Below are 19,690 nucleotides of genomic sequence, written 5' to 3'. Positions count from 1 at the left end.
TTACGCGTTTTTCATAATGATGGTTTCAAGATTATTGGCAACGCTTTGGCAGGAGTCTGCAATTTCTTCAAGCGTTTCATAAATTTCACGGTATTGGATTACTTTAATCGGATCCTTTTCCGTACCGAAAAGATTTTTTAATGATTTCCGGTGCAGATTGTCACAGCTGTGTTCGTATTCTTTAATTTTAATGGCGTGCGGCTGGATATCTTTTAACCGGTTGTCTGCCAGCAGTTCAATCGTAATTAAAATTTCTTTTGCACATTCTCTGATATATCCGCTGAATTTATCAATATGCTCATCAGAAGAGGTGATTGAGAAAATTTCCATCATCGCGGAGAAATGCTCGATTCCGTCCAATACATCATCTAGGCTGTTTGTCAGCTGAAGGATGTCTTCACGTTCAATAGGGGTAATAAAAGCCTTATTCAGCTCTTTAATCATGATGTGAACATGATTATCTCCCTTTGTTTCATATTCCTTTAACGTGTCCGCAAACTCTTTCAGCGTCGTTTGGTTTGTGACTTTGAAATTAACAAAATATTCTGCAGTTTCGTCTATATTTTTTGCGATTTCTGTCAAAAGGAGTGAAAACTTATCTTTTTTTCTTCTTATCATGTAAAACCCTCCATTGTTTGAATGAGACAATGCACACATCAAATTATTATATAGCCTTTTGTCGAAAAAAAACAGGAAAAGTCGAAAAAAACGGGACTTGATTTTTTTAAAAAAACATGTCATACCCCGTTCTGCTTATTTTGACCTGATTCAGCAAAAAAACGGCATATTTCAAAATCTTTTATCTTTAACGTAAAAAGTATAACAAAAGAAATGTTTTTCATGTCAAGATTTGTTTCTGATTACAGCAAAAAAACGGCTCCGTATGAAGGAGCCGTTTCTTAGTCAGCTTGATTTGCGTTTTTTTCTCCAGAAATAAATAGGCAGCCCGGCCAGTCCGACGAGTATGGATAAGCCGCAGCTTAGTGTGTCCGTCATAACGGTGCTCCCCAAAACGAAGAGCGAACCTATTATGGCAAGAATCGGTACAATCGGATAAAGCGGCACGCTGTAGGCGCGCTCTTTGCCTTTATTTCGTTTTCGAAGTAAAAACACGGCGAAAAATGCCATGACATAAAAAATATAAATCATGAAAATCGAGATTTCAGAAAGCTTATCAGGATTACTAAGGAACATCAGGATAACCGTCAAGGCAATCTGAAAGGAAACCGCTATCCATGGCGTGCGGAATGTCGGGTGAACACGTGAAAGCTGCTCTGAAAAAGGAAGCTGTTTCCGTTCCGCCATGGCAAATGAGATCCGCGGGAAGGATAGAATCTTTCCGTTTAAGCAGCCAAAAATACTTACGATAATTCCAATGCTGATCAGCTTTCCGCCAATCGGGCCAAACAGCATGGTTGCCGCGGTGCTTGTTGCGTTTTCACCGAGTCTGACGATATCGTTGGCGGAGAGCATATGAAGCAGGGCGAAGTTAATGAAAAGGTAAATCGCCGTCACAATCAAAAGCCCGCCTGTCATCGCCCGGGGCAGCAGTTTCTCAGGGTTTTTCATTTCACCGCCGAGAGCGGCAAGCAAGATCCAGCCGTCATACGCAAATAATGTCGCCAAAATGGCAGCACCGAAATTCATATCGGCAATGCTTTCATTGACTGTGGTGAAAATATGCTGATCGCCTTTCCAAAGCCCAAATACGATAATGAAAATAATCGGGATCAGCTTTCCGATCGTAGTAAGTGCTTGGACAAAGCCGCCGTATTTGGTTCCCAAAATATTAACGACACATAGGAAGACAACCGCAGCCATTCCCGCGAGCTTTGACCAGCCGCCGTCCCATCCGAAGAGGTTTGTCAGTAATGAACCGAAATAAAGTCCCAAAGCGCCGATAATCGCAGGCCCGTAAATGATGATTTGCACCCAGCCGCATAAAAAGCCCCAAAATTCTCCGTATACTTCCTCAAGATATGTATACAGCCCGCCTGTTTTCGGAATTTGTGTGCCGATTTCCGCTACAGTCAGCCCGCCGGCCAGTGTCAGAATGCCTCCTAAGAGCCAAGCCAGCAGCGCGGTCTGGGAACTGCCGGAATAGGCCATCACAGCGCCGGGTTTCATGAACACGCCAGAACCGATAATAGTGCCGATAACAAGAGAAAGAGCAAATAAAAGACCTATATCTTTTTTTAATCCGTTTTCTTCAGTATTCATTTTATTTCCTCCTAAGATGTTCAGACTTCAGATGAAGAATCTATTTTTCATATTGTAAACCCTATTTCAGAAAACTGGAGTTAAATAAATTTTCTGACTATCGATATTTGGTTATGATTTTATATTAAATTCATAAAAACACATAACTTTTAAGTTTTAAAAACGAACATTATATTTAATTTTAGTGATTATAGTACGCCTTTTATTTGCTCATATACGGCGGACTGGCATTTGATATGGCAGGTTATTTGTTTAAAGTGTACATTTGCTTTTTTAAAGAGAATATCAGGGGACACGCTTTAAGCTGATTGGTTGACATTTACTTTCGAATCAAATACGTTGTAAGTAGAAAACTACTAAATAATTTATACAGTTATATCTCGAATTCGAGATAATTATCTGAAATTGGAGGAAAATATATGAAAGTCAACGGTATCCATCACGTGTCCGCCTTAACGGCCGACGCTCAGAAAAATTTAGATTTCTATAGTAAGGTCATGGGGCTGAAGCTGGTCAAAAAATCTGTCAATCAAGATGAGCCGACGATGTACCACTTATTTTACGGAGATCAGGTCGCTAATCCGGGAACAGAGCTGACGTTTTTTGAAATCCCGCGAATCGCGCCCTTCCACGCAGGCACAAACAGCATTTCTTCTATAGGTTTGCGTGTCCCAGGAACAGAAGCCTTGCATTATTGGAAGAAACGCTTTGAAGAGCATCAGGTCGCGCATAGCGATATCACAAAAATAGCAGGGCGGGACACGCTTGCTTTCCAAGACCATGAAGGACAGCGGCTTGTGCTGACTGCTGACGAAAAGGGCAAGGACTATGGCATGCCGGTCGAGCAAAGCGGCGTTCCGGCTGAGTATTCCTTCCGCGGTCTTGGGCCGATTGAGCTGACAGTGCCATATGCGGAACCAACCTTACATGTGCTGACACAGATTCTCGGTTTTACTGAAATCGGACAAGAAACACGTGACGGCCAAGGATCGGCTGTTATTTTGGAATCCGGGGAAGGCGGCGCAGCGACCGAGGTGCATCTTATTGAAAGAAGTGATCTTCCGCGTGAACGGTCAGGAAAAGGAAGCGTCCATCATGTTGCATTTCGCGTGAAAGATGAAGAGGAGCTTGCCGTCTGGCACCGCATCATCAGCCGTGAAGGCTTTAGCAACTCGGGAATTGTCGAGCGCTATTATTTCAAGGCGCTGTATTTCAGGGAGCCAAACGGAATTCTTTTTGAATTATCAACAGATGGCCCGGGCTTTATGGTTGATGAAGATATTGACGAGCTGGGCCAGACCATTGCGCTTCCGCCTTATCTTGAGCATCGCCGCAGTGACATTGAAGCACGGCTGAAGCCTATTAAGTAGAGCGAAGACCCATTTGAGGATGAAAGAAGAAGGAAACGCCTTTCTGTGAATCGGAAGGCGTTTTTTGTGCGCAGAAATCCGGGCAGTTGATGTAAACGAATTCATTTCGAAGAACAAGTTTTCATAGGTATAAACATTCACCGGAAAAGAGGATATTTTGCTTACTGCATAAGGTTCTTATGAATCTTTTTCACTAATTGCGGATGGCAAAATAATTGTCTTTTTTTATTAATAATTTTTTCACATTTGCTTGTTACACTTGTTCACAGTTAGACGAAAAGGAGTGAAGAAACACGTGAAGATGAAAAAACGCGAAATAGATATTTTCTTAATTCTCATTCTGCTCGCATCTGCATTCTTAAATATGTATAACATTTGGAATGACGATACGGTGAATCCTTATTACACCGCAGCAGTAACAAGTATGATGCAAAGCTTTCATAATTTCTTTTATGCTTCATTCGATGCAGCAGGTTTTATAACGGTGGATAAACCCCCGATTACGTTCCAGCTGCAAACGATCAGCGCACTTATATTTGGAATGCACGGCTGGAGCATTATTTTGCCTCAAGCATTGGCGGGTGTCGGCTCTGTACTCTTAATATATCTGCTGATTAAGCCGGCGTTCGGAAAGGTGGCAGCGCGAATCGCTGCATTCGTTATGGCATGTACACCGATTGCGGTGGCCGTAGCCCGGACAAACAATGTTGATGCATTACTTGTCTTTTTCTTATTACTCGCAACCTGGCTTCTCTTTAAAGCCGTCAGAAAAGGCAAGCTGATTTGGTTATTAGCAGCGTTCTTTGTTGTCGGTGTAGGCTTTAACACGAAAATGCTTCAGGCATATATGATTTTACCGGCTTTCTTATTGTTCTATATGATTGCCGCGAATGCCACAATCAAGAAAAAAATCATTTCATTAGCAAGTTCACTGGTAGTTTTATTAGCTGTTTCTGTTTCGTGGGCGCTTGTTGTTGGCAATGTGTCTTCGAGCGATCGTCCTTATATCGGAAGCAGCCAAACCAACTCTGTATTAGAGCTTGCCTTTGGATACAACGGAATTCAACGGCTGACAGGCCAAAATTCTGGTTCAGGCGGACAGGGAGGACCAAACGATAACGCTTCGAAAGAAACGTCTTCTTCTGATAACAGTTCATCAAGTGATGACAAATCGAGCAGCAGCACATCCGGTCAGCCGGCTAATGGAGAGATGCCAAGCGGCGGCGAAATGCCAAGCGGCGGTCAAGGCGGTCCTCCAAGCGGCGGGGGAGACGGCGGTGGACCAGGCGGAGGAGGAAAGAGCGGTTCTGGCAGCGGTTCAAAAATGCAATCAGGCACCGGAATGTTTGGAACAGGAACTCCTGGTCCGCTTCGACTCTTCCAAACTGAATTATCTGACCAAATCAGCTGGTTATTGCCGTTTGCACTCTTTGGAATTGCAGGTTTGTTTATCGCAGGCGCAAAAGAAAGAAGAAGATTATCTGTTCAGCAAAAGGAAACGGTTTTCTGGGTTGCATGGCTTGTGCCGATTGCCGGATTCTTCAGCGTAGCAGAGTTTTTCCATCATTATTATCTCATTATGCTGGCACCGCCGATTGCAGCGCTTGCCGGAGCGGGATGGGTCGCTCTTGTCCATCTGTATCGCAATCATAAAGGCTGGAAATCATGGCTTCTGCCGGCAGCGATTATTGCCACAACAGGATTTGAATTGTTTATTCTTCGGAACTACAATGATCAAATCGGTTTAGGATGGAGCATTGGCGTAGGCGTAATCGGAGCGGTATCAGCAATCGCGCTTCTGGTCATGAAACAACGCCAAAAAACAATCACGTACTACGTATCACTTGTTGGTCTTCTCGTTTTACTTGTTGTGCCGATTCACTGGGCAAGCACGCCGCTTCTGTACGGAGGCAACAGCGCACTGCCTGAAACCGGCCCTCAGCTCGCTTCAAGCAGCGGTAAGGGAACGGCAGACGCAAGCGTAGACGAAAAACTGATCAAGTATTTAGAAGAAAACAATTCCGGCTCTGCCTACCTATTCGCGACAACCAACGCGAATGCAGCGGCGCCGTATATCATTAAGACGAAAAAAGCGGTGATGGCAATTGGCGGATTCAGCGGTTCAGACCCCGCGATCACGCTTACTCAATTTAAAAAACTGGTGAAAGAAGGTAAGGTGAAGTACTTCTTGTCTTCCGGAATGGGTATGGGCGGAGACAATGAAATTGTTGAGTGGGTTCAGAAAAACTGTAAAGAAGTTTCTGCTGATAAATGGCAATCAAGCACGGATAAAAACGCCACGGCAGATCAGTCTGAACAAAAATCATCAAGTAACAGGTCGTCAGACACATCAAGCGAAAGCAGCAGCTCCGGCCAGAAGGGCAAAATGGGCGGCGGACCTGGCGGAATGAATCAATCATCTACTTTATATGAACTAAGTGCGGATGAATAGGAGGAGAAAAGAATGAGCAGACATATTCAATATTCGATTGTTGTTCCTGTGTATAACGAAGAACTCGTCATTCAAGAAACCTATCAGCGCTTAAAAGAAGTGATGGATAGAACGAAAGAAAACTATGAGCTTCTCTTTGTCAATGACGGGAGCCGCGATCGAAGCGTTGAGATTTTAAGAGAACACAGCTTTATTGATCCGAGAGTGAAAATTATCGACTTTTCCAGAAATTTTGGCCATCAAATCGCGATTACAGCCGGAATGGATTATGCGCAGGGAAACGCAATCGTCGTCATTGATGCCGATTTGCAGGACCCGCCGGAACTGATATTGGACATGATCGAAAAATGGAAGGAAGGCTATGAAGTCGTGTACGCGGTCCGTACAAAACGAAAAGGCGAAACTTTCTTCAAAAAACAAACAGCAGTCATGTTTTACCGTCTGCTACGGAGCATGACAGATATTGATATACCGATCGACACAGGAGATTTCCGTCTCCTAGACAGAAAGGTTTGCGATGAAATGAAAAAATTGAAGGAAAAAAATCCTTTCGTCAGAGGGCTTGTCAGCTGGGTAGGATTCAAGCAGACGGCGGTTGAATACGAGCGTGATGAAAGGCTTGCAGGCGAAACAAAATATCCGCTTAAAAAAATGCTTAAGCTCTCAATGGACGGTATCACCACGTTTTCTCATAAGCCGTTGAAGCTGGCCAGTTTCATCGGAATCCTCATGTCAGGCGCAGGTTTTCTCTATATGCTGATCGTGCTTTATATGAAATTGTTCACAGACAGCACGATTACAGGATGGTCATCACTCATCGTCATTCAGCTCCTATTCAGCGGCATCGTCTTATTGATGCTTGGAATGATCGGTGAATACATTGGGCGAATTTATGATGAAGCGAAAGACCGCCCTCTCTATATCGTGCAGAAAAGTTACGGCTTAGAAAACCGAAAACTCTATCGGGATCACAGAATGTAATAAGTGAAAAAACCCCTGTCCGTTTTAAACGGACAGGGGTTTTTGATGTCTGCGGCCGTGTATGTGAGTATGCGAAAAGTGCTTGAGAATTCCCGTATCTTAAAACACCAGCAAGCATTCATAGAAGGAACTTGCCCCATAAGGTGATCATGAGTGGATTCCGTTGAAAGCAATATAAATGCCGATGGACAAGCACATAGGGAAGGTTAAGCCATCCGGTGTTTCAGTCCGGAATGATTTCCGGTTTCTGTTCATCCAGACATGCGTTCTTTTACAGACGGCTGAGTTTTTGGAAAGGGGAGCGGGCGTTTTTTCTGTCATCTTCATTGCCATTCAGTTGAAAGTGCCTTGTTTAATAAGGGCTAAATTATAATGTCCTCAGCAGGGTTGTCATGTCTCATGTTAGCTTCTGCAAGACTGCACCCGTTTACTTGAATGCTGTCTGTGAATTTAATCTATGGCTATAGGTATATTGAAGATTCCCCAAATATAGCGTTGCAGCATGAAAGGGGGCTTATAACCTCTATTCATTTAGTGAAGGAAAAACGTTTTTTCGCAGATTAATAGATACCATCAATCCAAGCCATCAACCTGTCCAAACGATTGAGTGTAGAGAAAACTCACAATGGCAGGACATATGTCTGCGTAAAAAAAACAAGGCCGCATAAGCGGCCTTGGGGAGGAATCATTTATTAAGATGTTGTTTCTTCTTTTTGGTCAAGCTTGACTTTTTTCGTCATTTCTTTTCCGTTTCTGAGAATTTTCACTTCGACAGTGTCACCTACATTTGCATCTTTGTACAAAATATTGCGGAGTTCGCTGCCGGTGTCGGTTTCTTTGCCTTTTACACTAATGATAATATCTTCCGCTTTGAGTCCTGCGTCAGCCGCCGGAGAACCGGAAGCGACTTCACGGATGTAAACGCCTTTGTTCAGCTGTTTGCCGAACAGGCCGAGGGTGCCTTCTTGATAGGTTTGCGGAACTTGTGCCAAATCAAGCATGATGACACCGATGTACGGGCGTTCAATTTCTCCCTTCGACAGCAATTCTTCCGCGATCGGTTTGACATCATTACTTGGGATAGCAAAGCCGATACCTTCTACATCATCCTCACTGATTTTCATGCTGTTGATTCCGACGATTTTGCCATCTGTATTTAATAACGGACCGCCGCTGTTGCCTGGGTTGATTGCCGCGTCTGTCTGAATGACGTTAATGTTTGTTTCTCCGGCTGATGTTGACATGGAAACGGTTCTGTCCACACCGCTCACAATTCCCTGCGTTACTGTGCGGGAGAGGTCTTTTCCGAGCGGATCGCCGATGGCAATGACGGATTCGCCTGTTCTGAGATCAGATGAGTCGCCGAAGTTTGCCATTTTTGTGACGTGCTTATCATTGATTTCAAGGACCGCCAAGTCGGTTAGAGAATCACTTCCGACAAGTTTGGCTGTCACTTCCGTACCGTCGTATAATGAGACTTTTAGAGAAGAAGCGCCTTCTACCACATGGTTATTTGTAATAATATAGGCTTTGCCATTGTCTTTTTTGAAAATGACACCAGAACCAGAGCCGCTTTCAGTATCCCCGCCGCTGCTTGAGCCAGAAGAATCAGAACCGAAAAAGGAGTTCGAGCTGCTTGACTGAGCTTGGAGATTCGTAATGCCGACAATTGCCGGTGAGATATCTTCCACCATATTTGAAATTTTATCAGAGTCCGCTGTCGTGCTTGCCGAAGAACTGTTTGAGCTTTTGCTAGATTTTGCGGCAGTGTTTTGTGCAGATAAAGATTCTGTTTGCTGCTGGGTTGCTGTCTGCTTTGTTGTGTCTGAGGCATCATGGTCTCCAAGCGGCGTAAATGTATAGATTCCAAGTGCAAGGCTTCCGCCGATGACTCCGCCGAGCAGCGGGCGGAACCAGCCGAGTCCGCGTTTTTTCTTCGTTTCATCACTCATCACATGCCGGGCCGAATGCGGCTCTTGCTGATGATTCTCCTTCACTAAAATGACCTCATGATCTTTTTCTTCTGTTTTGCTTTCGTCACGATAGTTATCCATCATGCTCACTCCGTTTCTATAGTTCATCTCATTTTTAATAGTTAGCAAGTCAGTTTTATTTCTTGAGTTTATCATAAACAAAAACTGTGGGATAAAAATGAAAAGAATATGTGAAATTGTGAAAAAGTGCAAAAATTCTCCGAAAAGGGTACACTGCTTAAGGATATAACAAATGGGAAAGGGGTTGATCTGAATGACAAACATCGGTTTAATCGGATACGGCAGTATGGCGGATATGATCGCTGTTCAGTTATTGAAGCATCAATTTATCCGCGCAAACGAACTTTATATTGATACAAGGTCAAGAGGAGAGCGACTTCAAAAATTGGCAGCAGACCACCCGGACGTTACAATTGGCCCTCTTGAGTCTTGGGCTGCGGAGTGCGGGATGGTTTTGATATGTGTGCCGCCTGTTTATGTAAAGGAAACATTGCGCCGTCTGACGCCTCATATCAATCATGACGCCCACATTGTTTCTATTGCGGCAGGTGTGCCGGTAGCCGAGCTGCAAGCGGAAACGAAAAACGCGGTCAGCCGATATATTCCGACCTTAACCTCGGAAGCAGAGACAGGTGTGTCGCTTGTTGTTCATGGCGAAACGGTATCTTCCCAAAAGAAAAGAGATCTGAATGAGTTATTATCAGCTTTCAGCACAGTGAGGGAAATCAAGGAAACTGACCTGAACGCGGCAAGCAATTTAACAAGCTCTGCGCCGGGGCTGATTGCGGCGATATTTGAGGAGTTCGCAGAGTCCGCGGTAAGAAACAGCGGGCTGACAAAAGAGGAAGCTTTTGATTTTTTGATTCATTCGCTTTATGGAACAGGGAAGCTGTTGACCGAAAAGAACATGTCTTTTCAGGAAACCCTCGGCCGCGTCGCCACAAAAGGCGGCATTACGGGAGAAGGTGCCGAAGTCATCCAGTCAGCCATGCCAGAGGTGTTCGACGAGGTATTTGAGAAAACGCTGAAAAAATATAAACAGCTGACAGAAGCGGTTAAAGACCAAATATGAAAAAGAATCCTTATAGGGGGGATTCTTTTTTTACTAGTAATAGAAGGTTGAAATCTATCAGCCGTATTGCAATTTAAGTCTTTTTTTAATATAATTTGTTAGAAAATTCATAATTTAGTAAAAAATTTGAGAGAAAAAGGAGGGGTCGTATGAAGTTATATATGTCTGTGGATATGGAAGGAATTTCAGGTCTTCCGGACGATACCTTCGTCAATTCCCGCAAGCATAACTATGAGCGGGGGAGGGCGATCATGACCGAGGAAGCAAACTATGTAATAGCGGAAGCGTTCAACAGCGGCTGTTCTGAAGTGCTCGTGAATGACAGCCATTCGAAAATGAACAATCTGCTGATTGAGAAACTGCATCCGGAGGCTGATCTGATTTCAGGCGATGTCAAGCCGTTTTCTATGGTTCAAGGGCTTGATGAGACGTTTTCAGGCGCTGTCTTTGTAGGATATCATGCAAGAGCGTCCGTCCCGGGCGTCATGTCGCATAGTATGATTTTCGCCGTGCGTCATTTTTACATAAACGATCAGCCTGTTGGCGAGCTGGGATTAAACGCGTATACTGCCGGCTTCTTTGATGTCCCGGTTATTATGGTGGCCGGAGACGATCAGGCGGCAAAAGAGGCGGAAGCGCTGATTCCGAATGTTACAACGGCAGCTGTTAAAGAAACGATTTCAAGATCCGCGGTCAAATGTCTGTCACCTGCTAAGGCCGGCCGGCTTTTGACGGAAAAAACGGCTTACGCGCTGAGGAATAAGGACAAGGTCAAGCCGCTGATACCGCCTGACAGGCCTGTACTCAGCATCGAATTTGCTAACTACGGCCAGGCGGAATGGGCGAATCTGATGCCCGGCACCGAGATTAAACCAGGAACCACCATCGTTCAATTCCAAGCGAAAGATATGCTTGAAGCCTATCAGGCCATGCTGGTCATGACAGAACTTGCTGCTCAAACATCATTCTGTTAAAGGGGTGTACGGCTTTGGCACAATATATCATAAAGCGTTTTTTGGCAATGGCTGCAACGATTTTGGTCATTACCACTCTGACTTTTGTCATGATGAAGGTCATTCCGGGTTCTCCTTTTAACGAAGAACGCGGCACAAATGAAGCGGTCCAAAAAAATCTTGAAACCTATTACCATTTAAACGATCCTCTTCTCATCCAATACGCCATCTATGTGAAATCCATTATTACATTTGATTTCGGCCCTTCTATTAAAAAACCGTCAGAAAGCGTAAATGATATGCTGGAACGCGGTTTTCCCGTCTCTTTTGAGCTTGGCATGACAGCAATTGTGATTGCCGTGATTTCCGGGCTTGTGCTCGGTGTGACGGCTGCGCTCCGCCATAACGGCTTTTTGGATTATGCCGCGATGAGTATCGCGGTACTCGGCATTTCCATCCCGAATTTTATCATGGCGACCGTACTGATCCAGCAGCTCGCAGTCAACCTGAAACTATTTCCCGCCGCTACATGGACGAGCCCGATGCATATGGTTCTTCCAACCGTTGCACTTGCTGTCGGGCCTATGGCGATCATCGCCAGGCTGACAAGATCAAGCATGGTGGAGGTCCTCACTCAGGATTACATCCGCACGGCAAAAGCAAAGGGCTTGTCTCCGCTCAAAATTATTGTAAAACACGCACTCAGAAACGCACTCATGCCAGTGATTACCGTATTGGGCACACTTGTTGCAAGCATTTTGACAGGAAGTTTTGTCATTGAAAAAATCTTTGCCATTCCGGGAATGGGAAAATATTTTGTGGAAAGCATTAACCAGCGGGACTACCCGGTGATTATGGGAACGACTGTTTTTTACAGCTTAATTCTCATCGTCATGCTGTTTTTGGTTGATTTGGCTTACGGTCTTTTAGATCCGCGCATTAAACTGCATAAGAAAGGGTGAAACATATGAATCTCCCTGTACAAACGGATGATCGGTCATCAAAAAAGCACACTCATGTGCCGGACGAGTGGTTTACCCCGAACACAGAAAATAATCAAGAAGCAGAATCAGTAAAACGGCCCAGTCTGTCATACGCGCAGGACGCGTGGCGAAGACTGAAGAAAAATAAATTAGCGATGGCGGGGCTCGGCATTCTGATCTTTCTATTACTGATGGCTGCCATCGGGCCGCTTATATCGCCCCATAGCGTAACGCGCCAAGCCCTCTCTGAACAAAATCTTCCTCCGTCAGCCACCCATTGGTTTGGGACGGATGAGCTTGGCAGGGATGTTTTTACAAGAACATGGTACGGCGCGAGAATTTCCTTATTTGTCGGCGTGATGGCCGCGCTCATTGATTTTGTGATCGGCGTTATCTACGGGGGAATTGCCGGTTACAAAGGCGGTAAGACAGACAGTGTGATGATGAGAATCATCGAAGTGCTGTACGGTCTGCCATATTTGCTTGTCGTTATTTTGTTAATGGTGCTGATGGGCCCTGGTCTCGGAACCATTATTGTGGCGCTGACCGTCACGGGATGGGTCGGCATGGCGCGCATTGTCAGAGGCCAGGTGCTTCAATTGAAGCACTATGAATATGTACTGGCTTCAAAAACCTTTGGGGCGGGCACCTTTCGGATTATACGCAAAAATTTGCTGCCCAATACAATGGGTGCGATTATCGTGCAGATGACATTAACGGTGCCGACTGCCATCTTTGCGGAAGCCTTCTTAAGTTTCCTCGGGCTCGGTATACAAGCGCCGTTTGCAAGCTGGGGTGTGATGGCGAATGACGGCTTGCCGACCATTTTGTCAGGGCATTGGTGGCGCTTATTTTTTCCGGCCTTTTTTATCTCATTAACGATGTATGCGTTTAATGTGCTTGGCGACGGATTGCAGGATGCGTTAGACCCTAAGCTCAGGAGGTAGTGTTATGCAAAAAGTCCTTTCAGTTCACGATCTGCACGTCTCTTTTGCTACATACGGCGGCTCCGTTCAAGCTGTCAGGGGGGTCAGTTTTGATTTGTTCGAAGGGGAGACATTTGCCATTGTCGGCGAATCAGGCTGCGGAAAAAGCGTCACCTCTCAAAGCATTATGGGACTGCTGCCTAAATATTCGGCAAAAATTACTTCCGGTCACATACAGTTTAAACATAAAGACCTTTGCAAAATTCCGGAACGGGAAATGAGAAGCATCAGGGGGGCGGATATCTCCATGATTTTCCAGGACCCGATGACGGCTTTAAATCCCACGTTAACCGTCGGAGATCAGCTGACCGAAGCGCTTTTGCAGCACCAGACGATGTCGAAGAAAGCCGCTAAGGAGGCGGTGCTTTCCATGCTGACCTTGGTTGGCATTCCTGATCCCAAGGAGCGGCTGAAGCAATATCCCCATCAGTTCAGCGGAGGCATGAGACAGCGGATTGTTATTGCGATGGCGCTGATCTGCGAGCCTGATATATTAATTGCCGATGAACCGACGACGGCGCTTGACGTAACGATTCAGGCACAGATTCTTGAATTATTTAAAGAGATTCAAAGAAAAACCAAAGTGTCTATTATTCTCATTACACATGATTTGGGTGTCGTGGCTCAAGTCGCTGACAGGGTTGCTGTGATGTATGCAGGTAAAATCGCGGAAATCGGAACGAGAAAAGATATATTTTATCAGCCTCAGCACCCTTATACGAAAGGGCTGCTGAATTCCGTCCCGCGGCTTGATCTGGAAGGTGCGGAACTGATTCCGATTGACGGCACGCCGCCGGATTTATTCGCGCCGCCGGCAGGGTGCCCGTTTGCCGCCCGGTGTCCGCACAGGATGACGGTGTGCGACAGAGTGTATCCTGGTCAAACGGTCAGGTCAACAAGCCATTCGGTTCATTGCTGGCTGCAGGATAAACGGGCTGAACAAGCGGCTGTCTCTGTCGGTACGAAAGACAAACAATAAGGGGGAAAAAGATGAAAAGGCTATGGAGTATGGGACTTGCGCTGACGCTTTCGTTTGCGTTGATAGGATGCACGGCAAATGAACAAGCCGGAAAAGAAACAGGGGACGACAAAGCAAACAAATCCGGCGGTGAAAAAGTGCTTTATTTAAATAATGAGAAAGAGCCGACATCCTTTGATCCGCCTAAAGGTTTTGACCGAGTGTCGTGGGAGCCGTTAAATAACCTCATGGAAGGCTTAACCCGCCTCGGCAAAGACCATGAGCCTGAACCGGCGATGGCGGAAAAGTGGACGGTATCTAAGGATCAAAAAACATATACCTTTACCATTCGCAAAGACGCCAAATGGACAAACGGAGATCCGGTGACAGCCGGAGATTTCGAATATGCGTGGAAACGGATGCTTGATCCGAAAACAGGTGCGTCCTCCGCTTTCCTCGGCTACTTAATTGAAGGCGGCGAAGCGTTTAACAGCGGGAAAGGCGCAAAAGACAAGGTGAAAGTGACGGCTAAAGATGATAAGACGCTTGAAGTCACACTCGCCGCGCCGCAGAAATATTTTCTGAGCGTTATTTCAAACCCCGCATACTTTCCGATTAATGAAAAAGTGGCAAACGAAGATCCAAAATGGTTTGCCGAAGCAAGCACATTTGTCGGCAACGGCCCATTTAAGCTGACGGGTTGGAAGCATGATGACAACATGACGATGGAAAAAAGCGACACGTACTGGGATAAGGATTCAGTTAAGCTCGATAAAGTCAAATGGGCGATGGTTGATGACCGCAACACAGACTATCAAATGTTTCAGTCTGATGAGTTAGACAGCGCTTATGTGCCTGCTGAATTAAGCGAACAGCTGCTTGATCAAGAGAACGTTCATATTACAGACCAAGCCGGTTTATACTTTTATCGTTTTAATGTAAACATGGAGCCGTTCCAAAATAAAAACATTAGAAAAGCTTTTGTTATGGCGGTTGACCAAAAGGAAATCGTTGATTATGTCACGAAAAATAAAGAAAAGCCGGCGCACGCCTTTGTTTCTCCGGGATTGGCCCAGCCTGACGGCAAAGATTTTCGTGAAGCAGGAGGAGACCTCATCTCCTTCAATAAAAGTCAGGCAAAGCAGCTTTTAGAAAAAGGCATGAAAGAAGAAAACTATGATAAACTGCCAGCCATTACCTTGACCTACAGCACAAAACCTGAGCATAAAAAAATCGCTGAAGCCATCCAGCAAAAACTGAAAAGTGAGCTGGGAATTGATATCAAGCTTGCCAACATGGAATGGAATGTGTTTTTAGAGGACCAAAAAGCTCTTAAATTTCAATTCTCGCAAAGTTCATTTTTAGCGGATTACGCCGATCCTATCAATTTTCTGGAAGCTTTCCAGACGGATAATTCAATGAACCGCACAGGCTGGGGCAATGAGCAATACGATCAGCTGATCAAAGAGGCGAAAATGGAAGCGAATGAAGAAAAACGATTTGCACTCATGCACCAGGCGGAAAAACTGTTATTAGGCGAGGCGCCGATTATACCGATTTATTTCTACAATCAGGTTCATCTTTATCAAAAAAATGTAAAAGGAATCGTCCGCCACCCCGTCGGCTATATCGACTTAAAATGGGCGGAAAAAAACTGATTATGATCAAGCGGAAAATGCTGCTCTCTTTTATAAGAAGGAGCGGTATTTTTTCACTTTCCAAAACGTATACGTAGGGTGGAAAGCAAAATGAAGGGAGCGGGACGAAGTGAACCACAAGCCACCGGCATTAAAGAAGGGCGACACAGTCGGGGTGATAGCCCCCGCTAGTCCGCCGGACCCGGAAAAGCTGAAAACCGCGCTCTTATTTTTAGAAGAGCTGGGGCTTCAGGTCAAGATTGGAGAAGCTTTGAAAAACCAGCACGGCTATTTGGCGGGACGGGATGAGGAGCGTTTGTCTGACCTGCATGAGATGTTTAAGGACCAAAATGTAAAGGCGGTGTTATGCGCCTGCGGCGGTTTCGGAACAGGACGGATTGCTCAGGATATTGATTACGACATCATCCGCAGCAACCCGAAGATTTTTTGGGGATATAGTGATATTACGTATCTTCATACCGCCATAAATCAAAACACGGGGTTAGTCACGTTTCACGGCCCGATGCTAAGTTCTGACATCGGACGCGAAGATGTTGATCCATTGACCAAAGCTTCCTACCATCAATTATTTGAAGAAACTGAATGTACCTATACAGAAGACATCTCCCCACTCAAGGTGCTGACGCCGGGTAAAGCCAAGGGCCGGCTGGCCGGCGGAAATTTATCGTTACTCACTGCCACACTCGGTACACCGTTTGAAATTGATACGAAAGGCAAACTGCTGTTTATAGAAGACGTGGACGAAGAGCCTTATCAAATCGACAGGATGCTTAACCATTTAAAAATGGCCGGCAAGTTTGAAGATGCCGCCGGGATACTCGTTTGTGATTTTCACAATTGTGTGCCCGTCAAACGGGAGAAATCGTTAACACTTGAACAGGTGATAGAGGACTACATCACAAAAGCCGGAAAGCCTGCCTTAATGGGATTTAAAATCGGCCACTGTTCCCCGAGCATCGCCGTACCGGTCGGAGCCTGTGCAGTGATGGACACAACAGCAAAAACCCTTACGATTGAAGCGGGAATTTCTAAAGGGGCGAGATTGATATGAAGATTGCGGGAATTGAAACAGAACGAATCGCCGTACCGTTAAAAAAGCCTTTCAAAACAGCGCTGAGAACGGTGTATACGGCTGAATCTGTCATTGTAAAAATTGTGTATGATAACGGCTTGAGCGGATGGGGAGAAGCGCCGCCCACAATTGTGATTACCGGAGACAGTATAGAAAGTATTGAAAGCGCCATTCATCACGTCTTGAAGCCTGCTTTACTCGGAAGAAGCCTGCACAGCTGTGAAGCGATTTTTCACGACATCGACCGACTGCTTGAACGTAATTATAGCGCAAAAGCGGCGGTTGAGATGGCCGTTTACGACGGCTGGGCCCAAATGTGCGGGCTCCCGCTTTACCAGATGCTTGGCGGTTTTCGCCGGACGCTGGAAACGGATTATACTGTCAGCGTCAACTCACCCCGGGAAATGGGCGAGGATGCCGTAAGCTGCCTCAAACAAGGCTTTCAGACGTTAAAAGTAAAGGTTGGAAAAGACAAAGTGCAGACCGATATCGCCCGTATCCATGAAATCAGAAAACGCGTCGGTTCAAACGTCAAGCTTCGTCTTGATGCTAACCAAGGCTGGACGCCGAAAGAGGCGGTTTCCGCCATTCGAAAAATGGAGGACGCGGGGCTTGATATTGAGCTTGTTGAGCAGCCTGTCCATAAAGATGATCTCGCCGGACTGAAGCAGGTCACTGACGCGACGGAAACCCCGATTATGGCAGACGAAAGTGTCTTTACCCCACGCCAGGCGCTGGCGGTACTGAAAACACGCAGCGCGGATTTAATCAACATCAAGCTGATGAAGGCAGGAGGCATCACCGGAGCCGTGAAAATAAACGCGCTGGCGGAAGCGTGCGGCGTAGAGTGCATGGTCGGCAGCATGATTGAAACAAAGCTCGGCATCACAGCGGCGGCTCATTTCGCCGCCGGCAAAAAAAACGTGACACGCTTTGATTTTGATGCGCCGCTTATGCTGAAGCAAGATATGATACAGGGCGGCATCGTCTACAGCGGCAGCGCGATTACGATTCCGGATGAACCGGGGCTTGGCATTTCAGGAGTGATGCTGCAAAAGGAAGGGGCAGAACGATGAACTATACGGTCCGAACGGCAGTAGCCAACATATGGACGGCACCTGCATCACCTCGGAAAGCGGATCAGCCGATGCTTGGGAAAACTGTGCGTGTCAGAGAATGGCTGGAAGGAATGAACTATGATCAGCGCCTTTGCCTGTGTACAGAGAACATCATCCAATCACAGGTTCTCTTCGGCGGAGTAGTGACGGTAGTTTCAGAGGAAGAAGAATGGGTATCCGTTGTTGTTCCGGGGCAGCCGTCAGGCAAAAACGAGCGCGGTTATCCAGGGTGGATGAGAAAGTGCCAGCTGAGCAAAATGGATGAGACCGACAAGCAGGGCGCTGTGTATGTATCCAAGCCTGCTGCTTTTTTATACAAGAATGACAGAGAAAAGGAGATGGAAGTGAGCTTTTTAACAAGTCTGCCGCTGCACAGCGAATCGGACGGTTTTTACAAGGTAGAAACGCCATTTGGCGATCGGCTGCTGAAGAAAACAGATGCTCAGCCGGTGCGGGAAAGGCAGGGAACGGCTGCTGATATCATCCAGACGGGTAAGGCTTTTATCGGTCTTCCTTATTTGTGGGGCGGAATGAGCGGATTTGGATTCGACTGCTCCGGGTTTATGTACAGTATCTTCAAAGCGAACGGCTATATCATTCCCCGTGATGCTGGCGATCAGGCTAAAGCGGGCAGCCGCATAGAGATTGATGAAATGGAGCCGGGCGACCTGCTTTTTTTCGCTTATGAGGAAGGAAAAGGAGCAATTCACCACGTCGGTTTGGCAATAGGCGGCGGCCGAATGCTCCATTCCCCAAAGACAGGGAAAAGCATTGAAATCATTACGCTGAAAGGCACGGTATATGAAAAAGAATTATGCACAGCACGCCGCTATTACATTAAATGAGGGGGGAAGGCAAATGGCAACAGGACCGCTTCTGCACGTCAATCAGCTCAAAATGCATTTTGATGCAGGTAGAAAGAAAACGGTAAAAGCTGTAGACGGGGTTACTTTTCACATATACGAAGGGGAAACCTTCGGGCTTGTAGGTGAATCCGGCTGCGGGAAATCCACTTTGGGAAGAGTGTTAATGCGCCTTTATCATCCTACAGCCGGAAAAATCACGTACAGGGGCACAGACCTGCATGATGTAAGCGAGAAGGACCATTTTACTTTGAACCGCAAACTGCAAATGATCTTTCAAGACCCCTACGCTTCTCTCAACCCGCGTCTGACTGTCAGGGAAATTATTATAGAGCCGATGGAAATTCATCAGCTTTACAATACCCATAAAGCGCGTCTTCAGATTGCGGACGAGCTTCTCGAATCGGTGGGGCTTCATCCAGCTTTCGGAAGCCGCTATCCGCATGAATTCAGCGGCGGGCAAAGGCAGAGAATCGGAATCGCCAGAGCGCTCTCCTTACATCCGGAATTTATCGTTGCGGACGAGCCGATTTCAGCGCTCGATGTGTCGGTACAAGCACAGGTCGTTAATCTTCTGAAACGGATTCAAAAGGAAAAAGGGCTGACGTTTTTGTTCATTGCCCATGATTTATCAATGGTTAAGCATATCAGCGACCGGATCGGGGTTATGTATTTAGGCCATATGATGGAAATTACTGAAAGCGGCGAACTCTATCGGGAGCCCCTGCATCCTTATACAAAGGCGCTGTTGTCCTCTATTCCGATTCCGGACCCTGAATTGGAGGACAAGCGTGAGCGCATTATTCTGAAAGGAGAATTGCCAAGCCCGGTCAATCCGCCGTCTGGCTGTGTGTTCAGGACAAGATGTCCGGAGGCAATGCCGGAATGCAAGGAAAGCCGGCCGGTGCTTGAAGAAGTAGAAACGGGCCGATTTGTCGCCTGCCATTTATACCGGAAAGAGCGCGGGCCATTCAAAGAGAAAAGTAAGATTGATGTTTGAGCTGTCGATG

The 19,690-nt window shown here is 46.1% G+C and carries 16 protein-coding genes; 13 read left to right on the top strand and 3 right to left on the bottom strand.

Annotated features, from left to right (window positions below):
- On the bottom strand, positions 1-618 hold the full coding sequence (locus GXP75_RS03035) for a DUF47 domain-containing protein (RefSeq protein ID WP_003327421.1): 618 nt from the start codon (positions 616-618) through the stop codon (positions 1-3).
- A 285-nt stretch (positions 619-903) separates the two neighbouring features.
- The gene (locus tag GXP75_RS03030; RefSeq protein ID WP_242556105.1) at positions 904-2,220 is read right to left on the bottom strand and encodes an APC family permease; all 1,317 of its coding nucleotides are present in this window, start codon (positions 2,218-2,220) and stop codon (positions 904-906) included.
- A gap of 419 nt (positions 2,221-2,639) precedes the next feature.
- Here GXP75_RS03030 and GXP75_RS03025 point away from each other — a divergent pair, with 419 nt between their 5' ends.
- The 3 genes from GXP75_RS03025 to GXP75_RS03015 all read left to right on the top strand — a co-directional run bounded on the left by GXP75_RS03025 (position 2,640) and on the right by GXP75_RS03015 (position 7,023).
- Entirely contained in the window at positions 2,640-3,590 is a 951-nt protein-coding gene (locus tag GXP75_RS03025; RefSeq protein WP_150223546.1) for a ring-cleaving dioxygenase, read from the top strand.
- Between the two features lie 295 nt (positions 3,591-3,885).
- On the top strand, positions 3,886-6,042 hold the full coding sequence (locus GXP75_RS03020; protein WP_242556104.1) for a glycosyltransferase family 39 protein: 2,157 nt from the start codon (positions 3,886-3,888) through the stop codon (positions 6,040-6,042).
- 12 nt (positions 6,043-6,054) lie between these two features.
- Positions 6,055-7,023, top strand: a complete 969-nt coding sequence (locus GXP75_RS03015) for a glycosyltransferase family 2 protein (RefSeq protein WP_242556103.1) — start codon at positions 6,055-6,057, stop codon at positions 7,021-7,023.
- Between the two features lie 692 nt (positions 7,024-7,715).
- Here the strand turns inward: GXP75_RS03015 and htrA are convergent.
- Entirely contained in the window at positions 7,716-9,077 is a 1,362-nt protein-coding gene (gene htrA, locus GXP75_RS03010; RefSeq protein WP_242556102.1) for a serine protease HtrA, read from the bottom strand.
- A gap of 193 nt (positions 9,078-9,270) precedes the next feature.
- On the opposite strand from htrA, the gene proG reads away from it, so the two are divergent.
- The 10 genes from proG to GXP75_RS02960 all read left to right on the top strand — a co-directional run bounded on the left by proG (position 9,271) and on the right by GXP75_RS02960 (position 19,680).
- Positions 9,271-10,089, top strand: a complete 819-nt coding sequence (gene proG, locus GXP75_RS03005) for a pyrroline-5-carboxylate reductase ProG (RefSeq protein ID WP_242556101.1) — start codon at positions 9,271-9,273, stop codon at positions 10,087-10,089.
- 149 nt (positions 10,090-10,238) lie between these two features.
- Positions 10,239-11,063, top strand: coding sequence for a M55 family metallopeptidase (locus GXP75_RS03000; protein ID WP_214915132.1), 825 nt, complete (start codon positions 10,239-10,241; stop codon positions 11,061-11,063).
- Positions 11,064-11,077: 14 nt separating this feature from the next.
- The gene (locus GXP75_RS02995) at positions 11,078-12,004 is read left to right on the top strand and encodes an ABC transporter permease (RefSeq protein ID WP_003327410.1); all 927 of its coding nucleotides are present in this window, start codon (positions 11,078-11,080) and stop codon (positions 12,002-12,004) included.
- Between the two features lie 5 nt (positions 12,005-12,009).
- Positions 12,010-12,972: an ABC transporter permease gene (locus GXP75_RS02990; RefSeq protein ID WP_061571328.1), complete on the top strand. Its 963-nt coding sequence runs from the start codon at positions 12,010-12,012 to the stop codon at positions 12,970-12,972.
- A 4-nt stretch (positions 12,973-12,976) separates the two neighbouring features.
- On the top strand, positions 12,977-13,990 hold the full coding sequence (locus tag GXP75_RS02985; protein ID WP_242556100.1) for an ABC transporter ATP-binding protein: 1,014 nt from the start codon (positions 12,977-12,979) through the stop codon (positions 13,988-13,990).
- Positions 13,991-14,001: 11 nt separating this feature from the next.
- Positions 14,002-15,627: a peptide ABC transporter substrate-binding protein gene (locus GXP75_RS02980; protein WP_242556099.1), complete on the top strand. Its 1,626-nt coding sequence runs from the start codon at positions 14,002-14,004 to the stop codon at positions 15,625-15,627.
- 109 nt (positions 15,628-15,736) lie between these two features.
- The gene (locus GXP75_RS02975; RefSeq protein ID WP_242556098.1) at positions 15,737-16,678 is read left to right on the top strand and encodes a S66 peptidase family protein; all 942 of its coding nucleotides are present in this window, start codon (positions 15,737-15,739) and stop codon (positions 16,676-16,678) included.
- Positions 16,675-17,775 (top strand): dipeptide epimerase, encoded by a 1,101-nt coding sequence (gene ykfB / locus GXP75_RS02970; RefSeq protein WP_242556097.1) that lies wholly within the window; start codon positions 16,675-16,677, stop codon positions 17,773-17,775. Before GXP75_RS02975 ends, ykfB begins: the two co-directional genes overlap by 4 nt.
- On the top strand, positions 17,772-18,662 hold the full coding sequence (locus GXP75_RS02965) for a C40 family peptidase (protein WP_242556096.1): 891 nt from the start codon (positions 17,772-17,774) through the stop codon (positions 18,660-18,662). The genes ykfB and GXP75_RS02965 overlap by 4 nt, the downstream gene beginning before the upstream one ends.
- A 13-nt stretch (positions 18,663-18,675) precedes the next feature.
- Positions 18,676-19,680: an ABC transporter ATP-binding protein gene (locus GXP75_RS02960; RefSeq protein WP_242556095.1), complete on the top strand. Its 1,005-nt coding sequence runs from the start codon at positions 18,676-18,678 to the stop codon at positions 19,678-19,680.
- Positions 19,681-19,690: the final 10 nt, after the last annotated feature.

This window comes from Bacillus sp. HU-1818, from assembly GCF_022695965.1.
Classification (GTDB): Bacteria; Bacillota; Bacilli; order Bacillales; family Bacillaceae; genus Bacillus; species Bacillus atrophaeus.
This window is presented reverse-complemented; position numbering and strand designations above follow the sequence as displayed.